The organism is Rhodobacteraceae bacterium M382, from assembly GCA_025141015.1.
GTDB lineage: Bacteria > Pseudomonadota > Alphaproteobacteria > Rhodobacterales > Rhodobacteraceae > Aliisedimentitalea > Aliisedimentitalea scapharcae.
Map to the genome: position 1 here is coordinate 3,342,628 of CP081098.1, position 21,616 is coordinate 3,364,243.

The following is a 21,616-nucleotide window of genomic DNA, read 5'->3' on the forward strand; positions in this document are numbered from 1 at the left end:
TCAGTACCCCATTTCCTGACGCTGCCGCCGCAGGTGGTCGGGTAGTTCGGCGTAGACATCGTTGAATATCTCGGCGGGCGACATCGGCACCGGGTTGACCAATGTGCCATGGGCCTCAACCCGTTTTTGTTCGGCGGTGACCTCTTCCAGGATCTGTGCCTGCACTTGGACGTGACGCTCTTCGGACCACAGCCCGCGCGTGATCAGGTGGGTTTTCAGTCGCTCGATCGGATCGCCCAGCGGCCAGGCCGACCCATCATCGCGCGGACGATAGGCCGACGGATCATCGGAGGATGAATGCGCCCCGAACCGATAGGTGAACCATTCGATCCCGACGGGGCCAAACCCATTGGCCAGCCGATCCCGGGCCCAGCGCGACACCGCCGCCACGGCCAGATAGTCATTCCCATCCACGCGCAGCGACGGAATGCCATACCCCCGCATCCGCGCCGCATAGGTGCGCGCCGCGCCCGATGCCACACCGGTATAGGTGGAAATGGCCCATTGGTTGTTAACCACATTCAGGATCACCGGCGGCTGATAGACAGACGCCATCAGCAGCGCCCCGTGGTAATCGTTCGACGCCGTGGCCCCGTCACCAATCCAGGCGGTTGCGATCTTGCCATCACCGCTGAGCGCATTGGCCATGGCCCATCCCACCGCCTGCACGTACTGCGTGCCCAGATTCCCAGAAACGGTGAAAAAGCCAAAATCTCGCGCCGAATGCAGCACCGGCAGCTGGCGGCCGCGCAACGGGTCGAGGTCGTTTGAGTAATACTGACCGAACAGCATTTCCAGCGGATAGTCATTGGCAACCAACAGGGTCTGCTGACGATAAGTCGGGAAATTCATGTCCCCCGGCTGCATCTGTCGCTGAAAGGCGCAGCCCACGGCCTCCTCTCCGGTACATTGCATGTAAAACGAGGTCTTGCCCTGGCGCTGCGCGGTGTGCATCCGTTTATCGATGGCCCGCATGGTCATCATGTCGCGCAGCCCCTGCAACAGCAGATCACCACAGTCATCGCCCAGATAGTCGGCCCAGGGACCTACGGCATTGCCATCATCGTCCAGCACGCGGATCAACCCATTAGCATAATCGCGCGATGATCGCGCGTCCATGTCCAGCGACGGCACATCCAAAAGCCCCGCCTGGGGGATATCGATACCGGAAAAATCCGGCTCATCTCCGGGGCGGGTCGGCGGTTTTGGGAACGTCAATTTGACCTTGCGTGGGGTCATGCCTGTCTCCTTGTCGGTCATGCGCCCCGCAAAGGGGCGGGCGCCAGTCCCCCGGTAGGCCCGCGGGCATCAGAACCAGCGCAATGAAATTGCTGAAAGCAGAATATCCTGAGTATTGGCAAAATTGGCGTTGATAGTTTGGATATATTTTAGTTTATTCAAAATTATCTTCTGAAATTTCCACCGTTACAGATTTTTGTTTTCCAAAATCACGCACACCCCTATATATTCCTTGCATCCTGGCACCAGGACCGACAAATGGTTTGCCCGTGACACGACAAGATGAATATTGTTTTGGAGATACCCCATCGTGATGAATTCTCTGGACCCGACATGACCACAATTACTGAAATGGATCGCAAGATCCTGCGTGCCCTGATGGAGGATGGACGTCAGCCCAACACCCAATTGGCTGAAACCGTCGGCCTGTCTCCCAGCCAGTGCTGGCAGCGGGTGCGCCGATTGGAAGAAGCAGGCATCATTGCGGGCTATCACGCACGGCTCAATCAGGAACTGATGGGAGTGCCCGAAATCGTGCTGGTGGAAATTACTCTGGAACGCAACGAAGGCTATCAGCTGGAACAGATCGGCCAGACTCTCGCCGAACTGCCCGAGGTGCTGGAGATGCATGTAACATCTGGCGAATTTGACCTGTTCATCAAGATCGCGGTCAGCGGCACCCGCGGCTACGAGGAGTTCCTGAAAAACAAACTGTATCGGATCTCGGGCATTCGCCATTCCCGGTCGATTTTCTCGTTACGGTGTTTCAAGAACGAAATGTCCTATGTCCCGCACGGCTGACCCTAGCCTCAAGGCGCTGGAGGTGTTCCAGCTGGTGGCGCGCCTTGGGTCGGTTCAGGCGGTGGCGGTTGAATCGGGGCTGTCGATCAGCACCGTGTCGCACCACCTGAAATCTCTAGAAGCGCAGGTGGGTGTCGCCCTGTTGGACCACAAACGCCGCCCCATGGTGCTGACGCCGCAGGGGGCCGTGTTTCTGAAATATGTCGAAGAGGCGCTGCGCCTGATCCGCAAGGCCCGGTCCGAGGCCGTGGCAGGGGATACGATCGGCGTACGGTCCCTTCGGCTGGGGTTGATCGAAGATTTCGACAGCGACATCGCCCCGCAGCTGGCCGTGCAATTGGCCGAAACAATGCCGTTCTGTGACTTTTCACATTTCACCCGCCCCAGCCATGACATCTTGCACCTGCTGCGCAACAGGCGCATTGACATCGGTCTGGCCTCGCGCCCGGTCGAAACGGTGAGCGACCTGCAGGAAAGCCAGATGCTGCGCGATCCTTTTGTATTGGCGTTGCCCGTCGGATACCCCGCCACCCCAGAGGCGACGCTGGCCGGGGACACCGACCTGCCCCTGCTGCGCTATAGCACCGGCCAGATCGTCAGTGGTCAGATCGAAGCCCATCTGCGTCGCCTGCGCCTGTCGCACCCGCAACGCTTTGAAATCGAGAGCAACCAGACCATCATGGCAATGATTGCCGCCGGGGCCGGTTGGGCGATCACAACGCCGTTGTGCTACATGCGCGCCAAACGGTTCCAGGGACAGGTCCGCCTGCACCCGTTTCCAGGCAAAGGATTCGCCCGTTACATTTCCCTTTTTTCCTCGCCCGAATGTTCCGAACCGATGGCGACCATGGTCGGTGCTGCGCTGCGGTCCTTGCTCGAGCGCAACGTGGTACGCCCGTTGACCGATGACCACCCCTGGCTGTGCGACAGTTTCCGAATGCTGTGAGCACGGCCATGCCTCACAAGACCGGGGGCGCTGCCCCCGTCGCGCGCTGCGCGACTCCCCCGAGGTATTTTTGACCAGAAAGAAACAGGAGCGATGCGCATAAAATGCAACTGGCATCGCCGCCCGTGATCGCCGCGACGGGGCAAAGCTGTGATCCGATCCGCAGATTCACCGTGACGGTCACGAGCAGGAGGGCGATGTCCAGCTCGGTCCGCTTTGATCTGTCAGACCTCTTCCACCTCCAGCACCCCATCCAGCGATTTGATCGCGCCCTTGATCTGCGGGTTGATCGGGAATCTTGACCCCAGCTCCATCTCGACATCTCCGGGCAGACCCGGATCCTGCAGCATCATGAACACCTCGCCCCGTGCGCTGCGCGACGCGGATTGGGCTGCGTCCTGCAGAACCCGCGCAACGGTCGGGATCGCCTGCGCGTCCGAGATATAGATCTTGAGGTTTGACGTCCCCGCATCCGCGGTCACCGCATCCACCGGGCCCACAGAGCGCGCCAACAGTTTCAGTTGATCGGATTCCATCGTCGCCTCGGCCGTCACCACGACCTTGGCTCCGGTTTCCAGATAGTCGCGGCATTTCTCCAATGCCTCGGAAAACAGCGTCACTTCGTAGGCACCGGTGGTATCGGACAATTGGGCAAAGGCAAACCGATTGCCACGCGCCGATTTGCGTTCCTGCCGCCCGGCAACCACCCCCGCCAGCTTGACCAGAATTGGCCCTCCGCGTTCGGCTTTGACCATCACTTCGTCCAGGGTCAGCACCTTTTTGCGCCGCAGCGCCACCATATAATCGTCCAGCGGATGGCCGGACAGATAAAAGCCGATGGCCTTGAACTCTTCGCCCAGCCGTTCGGCCGGCAACCAGTCGGGCACCGGAGCGAACCGCGGTTCAGGCAGGTCATCCCCCGCTTCGCCAAACAGCGATACCTGGTTCGAATTCTTCTGTTCAAAGATCGCCGCCGAATAATTGACCAGCCCATCCAGGCTCTCGAACACCCGACGTCGGTTCGGGTCAAGCTGGTCAAAGCCCCCGGCCCGGGCCAGCATTTCCAGCGGTCGTTTGCCGACTTTTTTCAGGTCCACCCGCCGCGCCAAATCAAAAAGCGTGGCAAAGGGGCGGTCGTGGCCTTCATCCCGGCGGCCCTGCACGATCAGGTTCATCGCCTCAAGGCCCACGTTCTTCAGTGCGCCCAGCGCATAAACCAGCTCTCCGTCCACCACATTGAACGTCGCCAGCGACCTGTTCACGCAGGGTGGCACATATTTCAGGCTCAACCCCTTGCGGACCTCTTCGAAATAAATCGCCAACTTGTCCGTCAGGTGGATATCGCAATTCATCACACCAGCCATGAATTCAACCGGGTGGTTGGCCTTGAGCCAGGCGGTCTGATAGCTGACCACGGCATAGGCCGCCGCGTGGGATTTGTTGAACCCGTAGTTGGCAAATTTCTCGAGCAGGTCAAAAACCTCGGACGCCTTTTTCGCAGGTACGCCGTTTTCGGCGGCACCCTTTTCGAATTTGGGCCGTTCGGCGTCCATCGCCTCTTTGATCTTTTTCCCCATCGCCCGGCGCAGCAGATCAGCGCCGCCGAGACTATAGCCCGCCATCACCTGGGCGATCTGCATCACCTGTTCCTGATAGACGATGATGCCCTGGGTCTCTTCCAGGATGTGATCGATCAGCGGATGGACCGAGGTGATCTCCTTGAGGCCGTTTTTCACCTCGCAATAGGTCGGAATGTTCTCCATCGGGCCGGGACGATACAGCGCCACCAACGCCACGATGTCCTCGATACAGGTGGGTTTCATCCGTTTCAGCGCATCCATCATCCCGGTGGATTCCACCTGGAACACGGCGACCGTCTTGGCCGAGGAATACAGCTTGTACGACGCTTCGTCGTCCAGCGGGATGGCGTTGATTTCGTTCACCGCGCCTTCGGGCGGATCGTACAGCTCGGTCCCGTCTTCGGCGATATGCAGATCGCGACCCGAATGGCGGATCAGATCGACAGCATTCTGAATGACGGTCAGGGTTTTCAACCCCAGAAAGTCGAATTTGACCAACCCGGCCTGTTCCACCCATTTCATGTTGAACTGGGTCGCGGGCATGTCGGATTTGGGATCCTGATACAGCGGCACCAACGCGTCCAGCGGACGATCACCGATCACAACCCCGGCGGCATGGGTCGACGCGTTGCGCAACAACCCTTCGACCTGTTGGCCATAGGTCAACAGCCGATCCACAACCTCTTCGTTCTGGGCCTCTTCGCGCAAACGCGGTTCGTCCTGCAACGCCTTTTCGATGCTGACGGGTTTGACACCTTCGACCGGGATCATCTTGGACAGGCGATCGACCTGACCATAGGGCATCTGCAGCACCCGGCCAATGTCGCGCACCGCCGCCTTGGACAGCAGCGCACCAAAGGTAATGATCTGGCCGACCTTGTCGCGGCCATATTTCTGCTGCACGTATTTGATCACCTCTTCGCGGCGATCCATGCAAAAGTCGATGTCAAAGTCGGGCATCGACACCCGTTCGGGGTTCAGGAACCGTTCGAACAGCAGGCTGTACCGCAAAGGATCCAGATCGGTGATGGTCAGCGCATAGGCCACCAGGCTGCCCGCCCCCGACCCCCGACCAGGTCCCACCGGAATATTCTGATCCTTGCCCCATTGGATAAAGTCCGCAACGATCAGAAAGTACCCCGGGAACCCCATGCCTTCGATGATATCCAGCTCAAAATCCAGGCGCTTCTGGTACTCTTCGACGCTCACCGCATGGGGAATGACGGCCAGACGCTTTTGCAGCCCCTCATTGGCGATGCGGCGCAACTCGGCGACCTCATCATCCGCAAACTTGGGCAGGATCGGATCCCGGCGATAGGCCATAAAGGCGCAGCGTTTGGCAATTTCCACCGTATTCTCGATTGCCTCGGGCAGATCGGCAAACAGGGTGACCATTTCCTGCTGGGTCTTGAAATAATGCTGTGGCGTCAGGCGGCGGCGGCCTTCCTGCTGGTCCACATAGGCGCCTTCGGAAATACAGATCAGCGCGTCATGCGCCTCGTACATCTTTTCGGCTGGAAAATAGACGTCATTGGTCGCCACCAGCGGCAGATCCATGGCATAGGCCATCTCGACATGGCCGCGTTCAGTCAGGCGTTCGGCCTCCGGCTGACCACCCTCGCCCGGATGGCGCTGCAATTCCACATACAATCGATCAGGGAACATGGCTTTCAGGCGCTGCATCAGGTCTTCGGCTGCGGGGCGTTGACCCTGTTGCAACAGCTTGCCCACAGGGCCATTCGGCCCCCCAGTCAGACAGATCAACCCTGCGGATCGGTCGTCCAGTTCCTCCAGCGTGACCTGCGGCAGCTGCCCGCCCTTGTCCACATACAGACAGGACGACAGTTTCATCAGGTTCTCATACCCGGCCTCGCTCTGCGCCAGCAACACCATCGGTGCAGGCTGCTTCGGCTTCCCCCCCGGTTCCGGCTGCTGGAATGTCACATCCACCTGGCACCCCAGAATGGGCTGGATACCCGCCCCGCTGAGCGAGACAGAAAACTCCAGTGCCGCAAACATGTTGTTGGTGTCGGTCACCGCAATGGCCGGCATTTCGGCCTGCTTGCACAGATCCGGTAGTTTCTTGAGCCGAACCGCGCCTTCAAGCAGCGAGTATTCGGTGTGGGTGCGCAGGTGAATGAATCGGGGAGAGCTGGTCATGATCGACAGATTAACCCGGCCCGGCCAGCAGAGGAAAGCGCTTCCTTACCCCTGCACATCGAAAAAGAATACGCGTGCATTATTCGGATCTGTTTGAAAGTGCTTAATGCCCACCCATATCCCATACAACGTTAACCTTTTGGTACCAAAAGACAAACCAACGCCTCTTCTGTGCAGCTTTTATCTGATTTTTGGCAAATTACTGCACCGCAGAGCGACTTTTCCTTGCCAGATCCCCGCCGGTCTTTCTACTTTGATCTCAATCAAATGCCCGCTCTGTCTTCTACGTCGCATCGAAGGAGAGCATCACAAGGGCGCAACGGGGTAACGCGACGGGTCACACACATGACAATCACCTTTCTTCTGAACGGAGAGAGAGTAGAGCTGACGGATCCCGATCCGACGGCCACGCTGCTGGATTGGCTGCGCGAGGACCGCGGCCTGACCGGCACCAAGGAAGGCTGCAACGAAGGCGACTGCGGTGCCTGCACCGTCATGATCACCGATCAGGACGGTGCCAAGGCCCTGAACGCGTGCATTCTGTTTCTGCCACAGCTGAACGGCAAGGCGGTGCGCACCGTCGAAGGCGCAGCCGGGCCAGACGGCGACCTGCACCCTGCCCAGACCGCCATGATCGACCTGCACGGCAGCCAATGCGGGTTCTGCACGCCCGGTTTTGTGATGTCGATGGTCGCCAGCCACGCGAATGGCACCACCGACCATGACACCCAATTGGCCGGCAACCTGTGCCGCTGCACGGGCTACGCCCCGATTATCCGGGCCGCCAAAGCCACAGAAAACGCCCCGGTCCCAACATGGATCCAGGACGACAGCTCCTTCATCTTGCCAGAAAAACTCCGGGGGGAGGCTGCAAGCCGGGGGGCAGAGCCCCCATCACCCCTCTATACCCCACGCAACGCCGATGACTTGGCCCAGGCCTATGCCCAACACCCCGACGCCACGCTGGTCGCCGGCGCAACGGATGTGGGTCTTTGGGTCACCAAACAGCTGCGCGATCTGAACCCGGTGATTTTCCTCAGTGGCTGTGACGATCTCAAAGCGATTGACGCCACCGATGACACCATCACCTTTGGTGCCATGGTGAATATGAACCAGATGCGTGACGTGATCGAACCGCTGCACCCCTCTTATGGGGAAATGATCCGTCGCTATGCCAGCGTTCAGGTTCGCAATGCGGCCACCGTCGGCGGTAATATCGCCAATGGCTCTCCTATCGGGGACAACCCGCCTGCGCTGATCGCCTTGGGGGCGACACTGCATCTGCGCAAGGGAGAGACCGCGCGCAGCTTGCCGCTCGAAGATTTCTTTATCGACTATGGCAAACAGGACCGCGCGCCGGGTGAATTCGTGACCGCAGTCAGCATCCCGCGTCAGGTCGATGTGCTGAAAACCTACAAACTCTCCAAGCGCTTTGATCAGGACATTTCGGCCGTGCTCGGCGCATTCAACATCATCGTTGAAAACGCAACCATAACCGCGGCCCGCATCGCCTTTGGCGGCATGGCCGGCACTCCGAAGCGGGCCACCCATGTGGAACAGGCGCTGGTCGGCCAGCCCTGGACAGCAGAGACGATCGCCACCGCTCAGGCCGAATTTGACAAGGATTATACACCGATGAGCGACATGCGGGCCTCGGCTGAATACCGGCTGGAAACAGCCCGCAACATGTTGGCCCGCTATTTTGCCGAGATGAACGGCGATCTGGCGTCCGTTCTGGAGGTCGCGGTATGAACGTTCTGTCAAAGACGAACATGGGCCAAGTCGCGAAACCGCTGCCCCATGATGCCGCAAAGCTGCATGTGACCGGCACCGCGCGATACGTGGATGACATCCCCACGCCGCGCGGGTGTCTGCATCTGGCTTTTGGCCTCTCCCCCATCGCCAAGGGCACCATTACCGCGATGGACCTGGACGCTGTTCGATCCAGCCCCGGAGTGGTCGCTGTCCTGACCGCCGATGACCTGCCCTTTGCCAATGACGTGTCGCCTTCGGCCCATGATGAACCGCTGCTGTCGGACGGTACGGTCAACCATCTGGGCCAGCCGGTGTTCCTGGTCGTGGCAACCAGCCATCGCGCTGCCCGGGTTGCGGCACGCAAGGGGCAGATCGACTATCAAGAACAGGACGCCCTGCTGACGCTGGATCAGGCACTGGCCGCAGACTCTCGGTTTGAAGAAGGCCCGCGCATCTATGAAAAAGGTGACGCCGCCGCCGCCATCGACGCCGCGCCGCGTGTGGTTGAAGGACAGTTCGAGCTGGGCGGTCAGGAACATTTCTATCTCGAAGGTCAGGCCGCATTGGCGCTGCCGCAGGAAGGCGGCGACATGCTGGTGCATTCCTCGACCCAGCACCCGACCGAGATCCAGCACAAAGTGGCCGAAGGCATCGGCGTGCCGATGCATGCCGTGCGCGTCGAAACCCGGCGCATGGGCGGGGGGTTTGGCGGCAAGGAAAGCCAGGGCAATGCGCTGGCCGTATCCTGCGCCATCGCAGCCCGTCTGACCGGTCAGCCCTGCAAGATGCGTTATGATCGCGACGACGACATGACCATCACCGGCAAACGCCATGCCTTTCGCATTACCTATCGCGCCGGGTTTGACGACGACGGACGGGTTCAGGGTGTCGAATTCCTGCATCTGGTCAACTGCGGCTGGGCTCAGGATCTGTCGCTGCCCGTGGCCGACCGCGCCATGCTGCATTCGGACAATGCCTATCTGATCCCCGCAATGCGGATCGAAAGCCACCGACTGAAGACCAACCTGCAAAGCGCCACCGCCTATCGCGGCTTTGGCGGGCCACAGGGGATGGTCGGGATCGAACGGGTGATGGATCACATCGCCCATGATCTGGGCGTTGATCCGGTAGAGCTACGCCAGCGCAACTATTATGCGGCACCGGATCAGGCCGGGCCCGACAACACCACGCCCTATGGCCAACGGGTCGAGGATTTCGAACTGCACGCGATCACTGCGCAACTGTTGGAGAGCAGCGATTATGCCGCCCGCAAGGCCGACATTGCAGCATGGAACGCCGGTCAGGACCGGTTTGCCCGTGGCATTGCCTTTTCGCCGGTGAAATTCGGGATTTCCTTTACCCTCACTCATCTGAACCAGGCCGGCGCTTTGGTGCACGTCTATCAGGACGGGTCGGTGCATCTGAACCATGGGGGCACCGAAATGGGTCAGGGCCTGTTCCAGAAGGTGGCCCAGGTCGCCGCCAGCCGCTTTGGCATCCCGCTGGACAAGGTAAAGATTACCGCCACGGACACCGCCAAAGTGCCCAATACTTCGGCCACGGCCGCCTCTTCGGGATCGGACCTGAACGGCATGGCCGTCCAGGCCGCCTGTGACACGATCCGCGACCGAATGGCCAACTTTCTGGCCGAACGCTATCAGACCGCAGTGGCGCAGATCCGGTTCGAGGACGGCACCGTCCATATCGGCGATGAGCTCATCAGCTTTGATGAGGCGGCAAGCCTTGCCTATCAGGGTCGGATCAGCCTGTCGGCCACCGGGTTCTACAAAACACCCAAGCTGGAGTGGGACCGCATCCAGGGACGCGGGCGGCCGTTCTTCTACTTTTCCTACGGGGCGTCTGTGACCGAAGTGGTTGTCGACCGTCAGACCGGAGAAAACCGCATTCTGCGCACAGACATTCTGCATGATGCGGGGGCCTCGCTGAACCCGGCGCTGGACATCGGCCAGGTCGAAGGGGCCTATGTTCAGGGCGCTGGCTGGCTGACCACCGAGGAACTGGTGTGGGACGACCGGGGCGCGCTGCGCACCCATGCCCCCAGCACCTACAAGATCCCCGCCTGTTCGGATCGCCCTGACGTGTTCAACGTGGCGCTATATGACGGGGAAAACCGCGAAAACACCATCTATCGCTCCAAAGCCGTGGGCGAGCCGCCCTTTATGCTGGGGATTTCTGCCTGGCTGGCCCAAAGCGCGGCTGTTGCGGCCTTTGGCGACGCCTATCCAGCGATGGACGCACCCGGCACCGGCGAAGAGGTCTGGCGCGCCATTCGGAGGGTGCGTGATGGGATTTGATCTGAGCGATTTGCAGACCGCCGTGGTCGAGCATGGCCAGGTCACCCGCGTGGTGATCGCCGACATTCGCGGGTCCTCCCCCCGCGAAGTCGGCGCGGCGATGTTGGTCTGGGACAGCGGGCAATCCGGTACGATCGGTGGCGGTGCGTTAGAGTTCGAAGCGGCCGAAACCGCACGCCGACAGACACAACCGACTGTATTGAGCCGTCATGCCTTGGGGCCGGATCTGGGTCAATGCTGTGGCGGGGCTGTGGTGCTGCTGAGCGAGATCTACGATGTCACGCGGGTCGCGGCCCTGGACCAGGAAATGATTGTCCGACCAACGACCACCGGCACAACCGACATCCCGCTGTCTGTACAGCGTTTGTTGAACGTCGCGCGCGGGTCGGGGCTGCCGCCCGAACCACAGTTGATTGATGGTTGGATGGTGGAACCCGTACATAAACCCACCCGCCCCGTGTGGGTCTGGGGTGCGGGACATGTGGGCCGCGCCGTGGTTGATGTTCTGGCCCCGATGCCAGATCTGTCCGTCACCTGGATCGACACCGGCCCAGAGCGGTTCCCCGACAAAATCCCGGCCGGCGTCACATCATTGCCCGCCGTTCAGCCTGCGGCATTGATGCGCCATGCCCCTGAAAATGCGGAACATTTGATCCTGACCTATTCCCATGCCCTGGATCTGGAGCTATGCCATCAGGCGTTGCTCAGAGGGTTCTCATTTGCGGGTGTAATCGGGTCCAAAACCAAATGGGCGCGTTTCCGGTCGCGTCTGGCGGCATTGGGTCACTGCCCGATGACCGTTGACACACTCACCTGCCCGATCGGGGACCCGTCCCTGGGCAAGCACCCACAGCAAATCGCCATCGGCGTGGCTGCGCAGATGTTGCGTCCCGCCCTGCACGTCCAAATGAAAAAGGAGAGCCACGCGTGAATACTCCCCTGCTAAGCCTGAAAGGGCTGACCAAGGCCTATCCCGGTGTGGTCGCAAATGACACTGTTTCCTTTGACATCGGTGCCGGCGAAGTCCACGCGCTGTTGGGAGAAAACGGTGCCGGTAAATCGACACTGGTCAAGATGATCTATGGTCTGGTCAAACCCGACAGCGGCGTGATGGAGCTGCGCGGGCAACCCTATGCCCCCGCCGAACCCCGCCAGGCCCGTGCCGACGGCATCGCCATGGTGTTCCAGCATTTTTCGCTGTTCGACGCGCTGAACGTGGCCGAAAACATCGCGTTGGGGATGGAGAACCCACCCCATATGCGCGATCTTGCCGCCCGGATCCGCGAAGTGTCGGAAACCTATGGGCTGCCGCTGGACCCGTTTCGCACGGTGGGTGACCTGTCTGCCGGTGAACGCCAGCGGGTGGAAATCATTCGCTGTCTGCTCCAGGATCCCAAACTGTTGATCATGGACGAACCGACATCCGTGTTGACCCCACAAGAGGTCGACATCCTGTTCCAGACCTTGCAGAAACTGCGCTCCGAAGGCACCTCGATCCTGTATATCAGCCACAAGCTGGAGGAGATCCGCACCCTGTGTGACCACGCCACCATTTTGCGACTGGGCAAGAATGTGGGCGAATGCACCCCGTCGGAAACCTCGGCCCGGGACATGGCCGAGCTGATGGTGGGCACGGCATTGCAGACCCCGGAACGGGGCGGGCGTGACTTTGGCGACGTGGCCATGGATATTTCTGGTCTGTCGGTTCCCTCACCTTCGGCCTTTGGCACTGCGCTGAAGAACGTGCATATGACAGTGCGCAAGGGCGAAATTCTGGGCATTGGTGGCGTGGCTGGCAATGGGCAGGATGAATTGCTGATGGTGCTGTCGGGCGAAACCCTGACAGAGGCCGACGCGGTCAAGCTGCACGGCGGTCCCATCGGGCGAACGGGGCCAACCGAACGGCGCAAGCTGGGTGTGCTGGCTGCTCCCGAAGAACGTCTGGGCCATGCGGCCGCGCCGGATATGAGCCTGACAGAAAATGCGATGCTGACCGGATCGGTGCGCGAAAATCTGGAGACCAACGGGTTCCTGAATTGGGCTGCGGCACAGGTGTTCGCAGAAAAAATCATCGCCGATTTTGACGTCCGCACCCCTGGCCCCGCCAATTCGGCGCGGTCGCTGTCGGGCGGCAATCTGCAGAAATTCGTGATTGGTCGCGAAGTGTTGCAGCGTCCCGAAGTGCTGATCGTAAACCAGCCGACCTGGGGCGTTGACGCCTCTGCCGCAGCGTCGATCCGGCAGTCGCTTCTGGATTTGGCCGCCAAGGGCTGTGCCGTCATCTGTATCAGCCAGGATCTGGACGAACTGATGGAAATCGCCGACAGCTTTGCCGCGCTGAACGAAGGCCGCCTGAGCGCTCCGCGTTCGACCACCGGACTGACCGTCGATGAAATCGGTCTGATGATGGGTGGTGCGCACGGCATGGAGGTGGCCCATGTCTAAGAGCCGCTAAGGAAAAGATTCCGACACTGGTCAAGATACGGTCTGAGCGACCGCCTGATCAACCAAAGTGTCAACCAAATACGGGCCACGGGCCCGAACAAGAAAAACGACAGGGGTAACATTATGATCGTTTTGGAAAAACGACCGCAGCCTTCGCGGGCCTGGTCGATGGCAACGCCCTTGGTGGCGGTGCTGGCGACCATGATCATGGGCGGAATTCTATTTGCCGTACTGGGAAAGAACCCGGTCGAGGCGATCCGCACCATTTTCTGGGAACCGCTATTTGGCGAGTTCGCCTTTTATTATCGTCCGCAACTGCTGGTCAAAGGCGCGCCACTGATCCTGATTGCTATTGGGCTGTCCCTGGGCTTTCGCGCCGGGATCTGGAACATTGGTGCCGAAGGGCAATACATCATGGGCGCCATCTGTGGCGCCGGGGCTGGTCTGGCGTTCTATCCGCTCGAAGCGTTTTACATCTTTCCGATCATGGTGATTGCAGGCGCTTTGGGGGGCTGGATCTGGGCCATGATCCCGGCCTTTCTCAAGGTGCGGTTCGGCACCAACGAAATCCTGGTGTCGCTGATGCTGGTCTATGTGGCGGAACAGATGCTCGCGTCCGTGTCGCTGGGCCTGCTCAAGAACCCCGAAGGGTTCGGTTTTCCCGGCTCGCGCAATCTGCAATCCTGGGACAGTGCGCATAACGCAGAACTCATCGCGGGTTCCGGCATGCATTGGGGCGTGGTCACGGCCTTTATCGCGGTGATTTTTGCCTATGTGCTGCTCAACCGTCACATGCTGGGCTTTCACATCCGCCTGACCGGCGAAGCGCCCCGTGCCGCCAAATTCGCAGGTGTCAAACCCGCCCGGCTGATCCTGTTCTGTCTGGGCATGTCGGGTGCCTTGGCCGGTCTGGCCGGTATGTTCGAAGTCGCGGGCCCGTCGGGTCAGATATCCATCGACTTTAACGTCGGGTATGGCTTTACCGCGATCATCGTGGCCTTTCTGGGTCGCCTGCATCCCGTCGGAATCCTGCTGGCCGGTTTGCTGATGGCGCTGACCTATATCGGCGGTGAAATCGCCCAGGGCAGCCTCGGCCTGCCTGCGGCTGCGATCCAGGTGTTCCAGGGGATGCTGTTGTTCTTTCTGCTGGCGCTGGACCTGCTGACAAATTTCCGCATCGCTATTCGCAAAACTGAGGTGGCCTGATATGGATCTGAGTGCAATTAATCCCGTCCTGCTCATTGCCTCGCTTATGGTGGCTGCAACCCCGATCCTGTTGGCCGCAATTGGCGAACTGGTGGTGGAAAAAGCAGGTGTTCTGAACCTCGGTGTCGAGGGCATGATGATTGTCGGTGCCATCGCGGGCTTTGCCATCACGGTGGAAAGCGGTTCGCCTTTCCTAGGGTTTATCGCCGCCGCCATTGCCGGCGCGCTGCTGTCGCTGCTGTTCGTGGTGTTGACCCAGGTGGCGCAGGCCAACCAGGTGGCATCCGGTCTGGCGCTGACCCTGTTCGGTCTGGGCCTCAGCGCCCTGATGGGCCAGGGGTACGTCGGCATCAAACCGCCCGCGACGCCGAAATTGGAGATCCCGCTGCTCAGCGATATTCCGGTGCTAGGACCGATCCTGTTCAACCACGATCTGGTGCTGTACCTGGGCATCGCCCTGACGGCAGCGGTCTGGGCTGCGCTGAAATACACCCGCATGGGCCTGATCCTGCGCGCGGTGGGTGAAAACCACGATGCGGCCCACGCATTGGGGTACAAGGTGATCCGCATCCGCATCATGGCGATCATGTTTGGCGGTGCCTGTGCCGGTCTGGGTGGCGCATACATCAGCCTGATCCGGGTGCCGCAGTGGACCGAAGGCATGACCGCCGGTGTCGGCTGGATTGCCCTGGCGCTGGTGGTGTTTGCCAGTTGGAAACCATGGCGTGCGCTTTTGGGTGCCTATCTGTTTGGCGGCGTTACGGTAATTCAGCTGAATCTACAGGCCGCAGGCGTTGCCATTCCGGTGGAGTATCTGGCAATGTCACCCTACCTGATCACGATTATCGTGCTGGTCATTCTTTCCGCGGACAAAAGCAGCGCGCCTGCCGCGCTTGGCCGCAACTTCCACGCCTCCCGATAGCAGAGAGGCCAACCAACCGGCCTCCCGCATCTGCTGCGGGGGGTCTGATCCATGAACTGAACCTGATCCTAAAGAACAAAAATGGGGAGATCTTTGATGAAACTGACCAAACTGTTTACCGGCGCCGCCGTTGCGCTGGGTCTGGCCACCGGCCTAAGCACCGCAGCCATGGCGATGGACAAAACCAAAGTGGGCTTTGTGTATGTCGGGCCTGTCGGCGACGGCGGCTGGACCTATGAACACAACAAGGGCCGTCTGGCTGTTGAGGCGGAATTCGGTGACAAGGTCGAAACCGTATTCGTTGAATCCGTGCCCGAAGGTCCCGACGCAGAACGCGTGATGACCCAGATGGCGCTGCAGGGTGCCGACCTTATCTTTACCACGTCGTTTGGCTATATGGATCCCACGATCAACGTGGCCAAGAAGTTCCCAAAGGTGAAATTCGAACACGCCACCGGCTATAAGCAGGCCGAAAACGTATCGGTCTATTCCGCCCGTTTCTATGAAGGGCGCGCCGTACAGGGCACCATCGCCGGTCACATGACCAAATCCAACATCATCGGCTATATCGGCTCTTATCCGATCCCCGAAGTGATCCGCGGCATCAATTCGGCCTATATCCACGCCCAAAAGGTCAACCCCGATGTCGAGTTCAAGATCATCTGGGCCTATACTTGGTTTGACCCGGCCAAAGAGGCCGACGCCGCCAAGGTGCTGATCGAACAGGGCGCCGACGTGATCCTGCAGCACACCGATTCCACCGCGCCCCAGGCCGCCGCACAGGCCGCAGGCAACGTGATCACCTTTGGTCAGGCATCGGACATGAGCGAATACGGCCCAATGCCGCGCGTCAGCTCGATCATTGATGACTGGGCCCCCTATTACATCGCCCGCACCCAGGCGGTCATGGACGGTACATGGACATCTGTGAACACCTGGGACGGCATCGGTGCCGGCATGGTTGGCATCGGCGAGATCTCCGATGCGGTTCCTGCCGACGTCAAAGCAACCGCTCTGGCCCTGAAAGACGCTCTGGCGGATGGCTCTTACCACGCCTTCACCGGACCGCTGAAAAAGCAGGACGGCAGCGATTGGTTGGCAGAGGGTGAAACCGCAGACGACGGCACCCTGGCCGGCATGAATTTCTATGTCGAAGGTCTGGAAGGCGATATCCCGCAGTAAGGTATTTCGACTGAATGATTTGGGGCCTGCCGTTTGGCGGGCCCTTTTTCTTTGTTCGAACTAGCATCAGCCTGCCGCCCGATGCCCGAACGCCTTTCTCCCATCGGACCCGGCCAGCAACGACATTTGCGCTTTTCCTCATTTTGGGGACATGTCATGGTCGCGGTTCACGAGAACGTCCCCCGTCGCGGGAGGCCGGAAACGGATTGAACTGAAATGGGAATTTGACATGACAAGTTTCATTGTCATCGGCGGCGGCATCGCCGGAGTGAGTGCCGCAGCGCGCCTGTCTGAACACGCACAAGTGGTTGTTCTGGAACAGGAAGACGCGCTGGCCTATCACGCATCAGGCCGATCGGCCGCCATGTTCGAAGAGAATTACGGTGCCCCTTCGACGCTGGCCCTGAACCGGGCCAGCGCCGAGTATCACCACACCAACAATGGCGGCTATCTGACACCGCGTGGGTTGCTGCTGATCGCAGGGGAACAGGATCTTGCCCAGTTCAATGCAGACATCGACACCCTGCATCTGGCCCGGATATCCATAGACGAAGCCCGTGACATGGTGCCGATCCTCAACCCGAAAACCGTCACCCTGGCGGCCCGTCACGACGCTGCGCTGGACCTGGATACCGACCGCATGGTGCAGGATTTTGCCCGTGTGGTGCGCGCCAATGGCGGGCAGATCCTGACCCGCAAGCCGGTCAGCGCAATACAGCGCACGGACACCGGATGGCGGGTTGATGCCTCTGGCGACGTGTTCGAAGCCGACATGCTGATCAACGCCGCTGGCCCTTGGGCAGATGTGGTTGCGGACCTGGCGGGGATACGTCCGATCGGTATCACCCCGCTGCGCCGGTCCATGGCCCGCCTGCCCGCGCCCGGCGGTCATGACCTGCGTCATTGGCCCATGCTGATGGGTGTTGGTGAAACATGGTATGCCAAACCAGACGCGGGAAAGCTGCTGGTCTCCCCCGCCGAAGAAGACCTCGTCCCCCCCCACGACGCCTATGCCGATGACATGGTTCTGGCCGAAGGGCTGGCCCGGTATGAACAGATGGTGACCGAACCCGTGACCCGCGTCGAAACAAATTGGGCCGGTTTGCGCAGCTTTGCGCCTGACCGTGCGCTGGTCTTGGGCCCCGATCCGGACAATTCCGGCTTTGTCTGGTGCGCCGGTCAGGGCGGGTACGGATTTCAAACGGCCCCGGCCGGATCGCAATTGGTTGCGGATCTGGCATTGGGCCGCCCCACATCGCTGCCCGCCGACGTTATATCCATGCTCAGTCCTCGGAGGTTCCGCTGATGCCCCGCAGATCGGTTCCCACCTCCGCTTCGGTGGCACAAACGCAAGGCGACAAGATGATCGCGCCATCAGCCAGTCGAAATCGCACTGCAATCTGCGATCTGCTTGTTCAGATTGCCCCACCTGAGGGACTGGCCTTGGAACTGGCCAGTGGCACGGGACAGCATGTGGCGCTGTTTGCACAGCGTCTGCCCGGCCTCCGCTGGCAACCCACCGAGATCGACACCGCCCGACATCCCTCCATTCTGGCCCATGTCACTGACGCTGGTGTCTCCAATGTTCTGGAACCGGTGGCGGTGGATGCGACAGCCCCTGGATGGGGGCACCAGCACTCTGGCCAATCGTTGATCGTTGTGATCAACCTGCTGCATCTGATTGCCGAATCCGAAGTCCAGACCCTGATCCACGAAGCCGCCCAAGCGTTGGCACCAGGGGGGCGGTTTGTCATTTATGGCCCCTTCCGTCAGGGCGGAGAATTGATCAGCGACGCGGACCGCGCCTTTGACGCGAGCCTCACCGCGCATGATCCCGCGATTGGGTACAAGGATGACTTTGACACGATGGATTGGGTGCAGGATGCCGGTCTCGAGATGTCGCAGATCATCGAAATGCCAGCCAATAATCTTGCCCTGATCGCAGAAAAACCCGTGTTCTGATCTGAATCAAAGTGAACCAGACACCCGCTCCATACACATTCCCAAAACAAGATGTTATTGGAAGGATCTGCAACATGACATGGCAGGCGAAATTGAACGACACCCGCAAGGGGCTCAGAAACCTGAATGGTGCCATCCCGGAAACCGCGCAGGCCTTTGGCGGTTTGGGCAAAGCCGTCAAAACAGGGGGTGTGCTTGATTTCAAAACCAAGGAATTCGTGGCGCTGGGAATTGCTGTCGCAGATCGGTGTGAGCCGTGCATCTCGCTGCACATTGAAGCCCTGGTCAAATCCGGTGCCACCCGCGCCGAAGTGGCGGATGTCCTGGGCATGTGCATCCAGATGGGCGGAGGCCCTGCCATGATGTATGCAGCCAAGGCGCTGGAATGCTTTGACGAGCTGAACGCCTGACCAAGCCAGACAGAGGCAGCAAACGACCTTATTGTTCACCCTGCAACAGGCAAGATTTTTATCTAAAAATCTTGCCAAGAAAATTCCCAATTTTCTTGGATTCTTGGCTGACCGAAGCCGTCAGATTCGTGATCCGTTGCCTTTGGCGGGCCGGATCTGGCGCAGCCCCCGCATGACTTCCTGAATCGATGTCAGGTTTGGGTTCTCCGTCAGGTACAAAGCTTTGCAACTGAGCGACATCCGCTCTGCTCCCGTTACCTTGTGCAATCGCCCGCTTGCCAGGTGTTCGTCAATCATTGTCTCGGGAAAGAAGCCCATCCCTCCCCGTTTCAGCAAATAGCGCAGCCCCATCAACGCATTCCCCAACACGATATGCTGCTGGGACCGACCAGGCAATACGACCTGCAGTTGGGCATCATACTCGGGACCAAACTCGAGATTGATAAACAGCGGCAGGTCGCCAACACGCAGGTCCACCGGCCGATCGGCCACCAGATACAGTGTTTCGGGCGGGAATTCCTCGACGCCAAGGCGGGTGCCGGGCGGGGTTTCGTTGACGATGGCGATATCCAGCAATTGTTGCTCTACAGCCTGCCCCATGTTCAACGCGTGATCATAATTGATCACAAAAGGCACCTTGCCCTGATCCTGTTCCAGCCAAACCGCCACATCCACCAGCAACGGATCCCAGATCGACAATTGCGAGCCCAACCGCAGCGACACGCGCCCGCGCATGGCACCGGACAGATCCGCCCGGACCAGATCCCAGGTGCGCAACATTTGTTCGGCATAGGGCCGAAATTGGCGCCCTGCCGAGCTGAGCCGCGTTCCCCCGGGTCCGCGTTCAAACAGCTTGGCCTCCACCCCTGCTTCCAGACTTTTGATCCGGGCGCTCACCGCCGTTTGCGTGATGTTCAATTCGCCGGCAGCAGCATGGAAGCTGCCAGTTTGAACAATGGTGAGAAAGGTCTTGAGCGCGTTGATCTGCATCTGATACAATTTAATGATCAGATTGATAAAATCAATTCGTTTTCCTGCTCGACCAATAGACCCTAGAGTGAGCCTCAATTCAAACAGAGGACGCGCACATGTTGGACAAAAGCCACAAGCCCACCTGGACCAGTTTCGAGAACGCAACCGAAGCGGATTGGCACGCCGTCATGGCCTATGAGGATGCTTATAACGCAGCCCTGCCCGACCGCATTCTGGACGCCATCCGGTCCCTGGACGAAGACTGGACCCCCTATCCGGTCAACCGGTTCCAGCACTGCCTGCAGGCCGCGACCCGTGCGCATGCGGACGGAGCGGATGACGAAATCATCGTTGCCGCGCTGGTGCATGATGTCGGTGACATCCTGTCGCCCTATAACCATGGCGAACTCTCCGCAGCCATGATGAAACCTTATGTGAGCGACAAAACCTATTGGATCCTCAAACATCACTGCGTGTTCCAGGGGTTTTACTACAATCACATTCTGGGGGGAGATCGTCACGCCCGCGACAAATACCGCGACAGCCCGTATTGGGAAGATTGCCGGTACTTCTGCGAAGTCTATGACCAATGCGCGTTCGACCCTGATTATCCCACCAAACCGCTCGAGTTTTTTGAGCCCATCCTGCGAAACCTTCTCTCCAAAGGGGACGGTCATATGGAGCTGGCCGAAACCGCACAGGACCAAGCCTGAGGAAAAACAACACCAGCCGGCGCGCAATGCGCGGGCTGGTGCTGCGGTGCCTTCACCGCCAATCGAGCGCAAAAAACCGCACATCTGCCCAACCCGTGGACAGGCATGGTTGATAAACCTGCCCCAAGAATGTGATCCTGATCCCAGTGAACGGTACCTGGAGGATCCTGAATGCGCGCGGTTTTGTCCCTAGTTTTGCTCCTGCTATTGGCCCTTCCAGCCGCCGCACAGGTTCCACGTGGCCTGGGGGACAGCGACCCGGTTGATTTCAAGGGAAAGCCGCCCAGCCGCTATCCTGTTCACGGGATAGATGTCGCCCGCTTCCAGCCCCAGGTCGATTGGACCCAGGCCCGCAAGGCAGGAATAGATTTCGCGTTTATCAAGGCCACCGAAGGCGGGGACTTTCTGGACCCGATGTTCAAATCCCATTGGCGTGGCGCGGGACGCGCCAGAATCCTTCGCGGCGCGTATCACTTTTTCTATTTCTGCCGACCGGCTGCGGACCAGGCCCGTTGGTTCATCCGCAATGTCCCCAAGACCCGCGGCATGCTCCCGCCGGTTCTGGACATGGAATGGAACCCGTTTTCACCAACCTGCACAAAACGCCCCCATGGATCGGTTGTGCGACGGGAAGCCCAGATATTTCTGGACATGATCGAACGCCATTACGGTCAACGTCCGATCCTGTACACCACGCCTGAATTCTACCGTCAAACCGACATCGGGAAATTGAAGAACACGGAATTCTGGGTGCGATCAACGGCAAAAACCCCCGACCGCGCCTATCCGAAACAAAACTGGCATTTCTGGCAATACAGCAGCACAGGCATCGTTCCCGGCATAGAAGGCGACGTTGATCTGAACGCTTTTGGCGGCAGCAAACGCCAATGGAAACGCTGGGTCGCCGCCCGTCAGAACCAATAGAGGATCGCGTGCGGTCATATGCGTGATCTTCGTCACGCACAGGCCCCCGACCGGATGCGACGCCAGTCACACCAGACCGGCGGA

At 59.7% G+C, this 21,616-nt stretch carries 17 protein-coding genes; 14 read left to right on the forward strand and 3 right to left on the reverse strand.

From position 1 onward, the window contains the following. On the reverse strand, nt 1–1,260 hold the full coding sequence (locus tag K3727_15550) for a 3-methyl-2-oxobutanoate dehydrogenase (2-methylpropanoyl-transferring) subunit alpha (GenBank protein ID UWQ90196.1): 1,260 nt from the start codon (nt 1,258–1,260) through the stop codon (nt 1–3). Between the two features lie 312 nt (nt 1,261–1,572). Here K3727_15550 and K3727_15555 point away from each other — a divergent pair, with 312 nt between their 5' ends. Next, complete coding sequence (locus tag K3727_15555) at nt 1,573–2,040, forward strand: Lrp/AsnC family transcriptional regulator (protein UWQ90197.1); 468 nt, start codon at nt 1,573–1,575, stop codon at nt 2,038–2,040. Next, a complete protein-coding gene (locus tag K3727_15560; GenBank protein ID UWQ90198.1) occupies nt 2,024–2,986 on the forward strand; it encodes a LysR family transcriptional regulator in 963 nt (320 codons plus the stop codon). The genes K3727_15555 and K3727_15560 overlap by 17 nt, the downstream gene beginning before the upstream one ends. Nucleotides 2,987–3,210: 224 nt before the next feature. Here the strand turns inward: K3727_15560 and dnaE are convergent, their stop codons facing one another. Beyond that, a complete protein-coding gene (gene dnaE / locus K3727_15565; GenBank protein UWQ90199.1) occupies nt 3,211–6,726 on the reverse strand; it encodes a DNA polymerase III subunit alpha in 3,516 nt (1,171 codons plus the stop codon). 345 nt (nt 6,727–7,071) lie between these two features. Between dnaE and xdhA the strand changes: the two genes are divergently transcribed. The 10 genes from xdhA to K3727_15615 all read left to right on the forward strand — a co-directional run bounded on the left by xdhA (nt 7,072) and on the right by K3727_15615 (nt 18,923). Then, the gene (xdhA, locus tag K3727_15570; GenBank protein ID UWQ90200.1) at nt 7,072–8,478 is read left to right on the forward strand and encodes a xanthine dehydrogenase small subunit; all 1,407 of its coding nucleotides are present in this window, start codon (nt 7,072–7,074) and stop codon (nt 8,476–8,478) included. Nucleotides 8,479–8,498: 20 nt separating this feature from the next. Further along, nucleotides 8,499–10,796 (forward strand): xanthine dehydrogenase molybdopterin binding subunit, encoded by a 2,298-nt coding sequence (gene xdhB / locus K3727_15575; protein ID UWQ93405.1) that lies wholly within the window; start codon nt 8,499–8,501, stop codon nt 10,794–10,796. Beyond that, nucleotides 10,786–11,727 carry a xanthine dehydrogenase accessory protein XdhC gene (gene xdhC / locus K3727_15580; GenBank protein ID UWQ90201.1) on the forward strand — a complete coding sequence of 314 codons (942 nt, stop codon included), beginning with the start codon at nt 10,786–10,788 and terminating at the stop codon, nt 11,725–11,727. Before xdhB ends, xdhC begins: the two co-directional genes overlap by 11 nt. Continuing rightward, nucleotides 11,724–13,241 (forward strand): ABC transporter ATP-binding protein, encoded by a 1,518-nt coding sequence (locus K3727_15585; GenBank protein ID UWQ90202.1) that lies wholly within the window; start codon nt 11,724–11,726, stop codon nt 13,239–13,241. Before xdhC ends, K3727_15585 begins: the two co-directional genes overlap by 4 nt. A 123-nt stretch (nt 13,242–13,364) precedes the next feature. Continuing rightward, entirely contained in the window at nt 13,365–14,447 is a 1,083-nt protein-coding gene (locus tag K3727_15590; protein ID UWQ90203.1) for an ABC transporter permease, read from the forward strand. Between the two features lies 1 nt (nt 14,448). After that, entirely contained in the window at nt 14,449–15,369 is a 921-nt protein-coding gene (locus K3727_15595) for an ABC transporter permease (GenBank protein UWQ90204.1), read from the forward strand. Between the two features lie 96 nt (nt 15,370–15,465). Beyond that, nucleotides 15,466–16,551 (forward strand): BMP family ABC transporter substrate-binding protein, encoded by a 1,086-nt coding sequence (locus K3727_15600; protein ID UWQ90205.1) that lies wholly within the window; start codon nt 15,466–15,468, stop codon nt 16,549–16,551. A gap of 229 nt (nt 16,552–16,780) precedes the next feature. Further along, the gene (locus K3727_15605; protein ID UWQ90206.1) at nt 16,781–17,857 is read left to right on the forward strand and encodes an FAD-binding oxidoreductase; all 1,077 of its coding nucleotides are present in this window, start codon (nt 16,781–16,783) and stop codon (nt 17,855–17,857) included. Further along, the gene (locus tag K3727_15610) at nt 17,857–18,513 is read left to right on the forward strand and encodes a DUF938 domain-containing protein (protein ID UWQ90207.1); all 657 of its coding nucleotides are present in this window, start codon (nt 17,857–17,859) and stop codon (nt 18,511–18,513) included. Before K3727_15605 ends, K3727_15610 begins: the two co-directional genes overlap by 1 nt. 74 nt (nt 18,514–18,587) lie before the next feature. Next, nucleotides 18,588–18,923: a carboxymuconolactone decarboxylase family protein gene (locus K3727_15615; protein UWQ90208.1), complete on the forward strand. Its 336-nt coding sequence runs from the start codon at nt 18,588–18,590 to the stop codon at nt 18,921–18,923. Between the two features lie 120 nt (nt 18,924–19,043). On the opposite strand, the gene K3727_15620 is transcribed toward K3727_15615, so the two are convergent. Next, the gene (locus tag K3727_15620) at nt 19,044–19,922 is read right to left on the reverse strand and encodes a LysR family transcriptional regulator (protein ID UWQ90209.1); all 879 of its coding nucleotides are present in this window, start codon (nt 19,920–19,922) and stop codon (nt 19,044–19,046) included. Nucleotides 19,923–20,011: 89 nt separating this feature from the next. Here K3727_15620 and K3727_15625 point away from each other — a divergent pair, with 89 nt between their 5' ends. Both K3727_15625 and K3727_15630 read left to right on the forward strand, forming a co-directional pair. Continuing rightward, a complete protein-coding gene (locus K3727_15625; protein UWQ90210.1) occupies nt 20,012–20,608 on the forward strand; it encodes a phosphohydrolase in 597 nt (198 codons plus the stop codon). Nucleotides 20,609–20,779: 171 nt separating this feature from the next. Further along, nucleotides 20,780–21,532 (forward strand): glycoside hydrolase family 25 protein, encoded by a 753-nt coding sequence (locus tag K3727_15630; GenBank protein ID UWQ90211.1) that lies wholly within the window; start codon nt 20,780–20,782, stop codon nt 21,530–21,532. Nucleotides 21,533–21,616 lie beyond the last annotated feature (84 nt).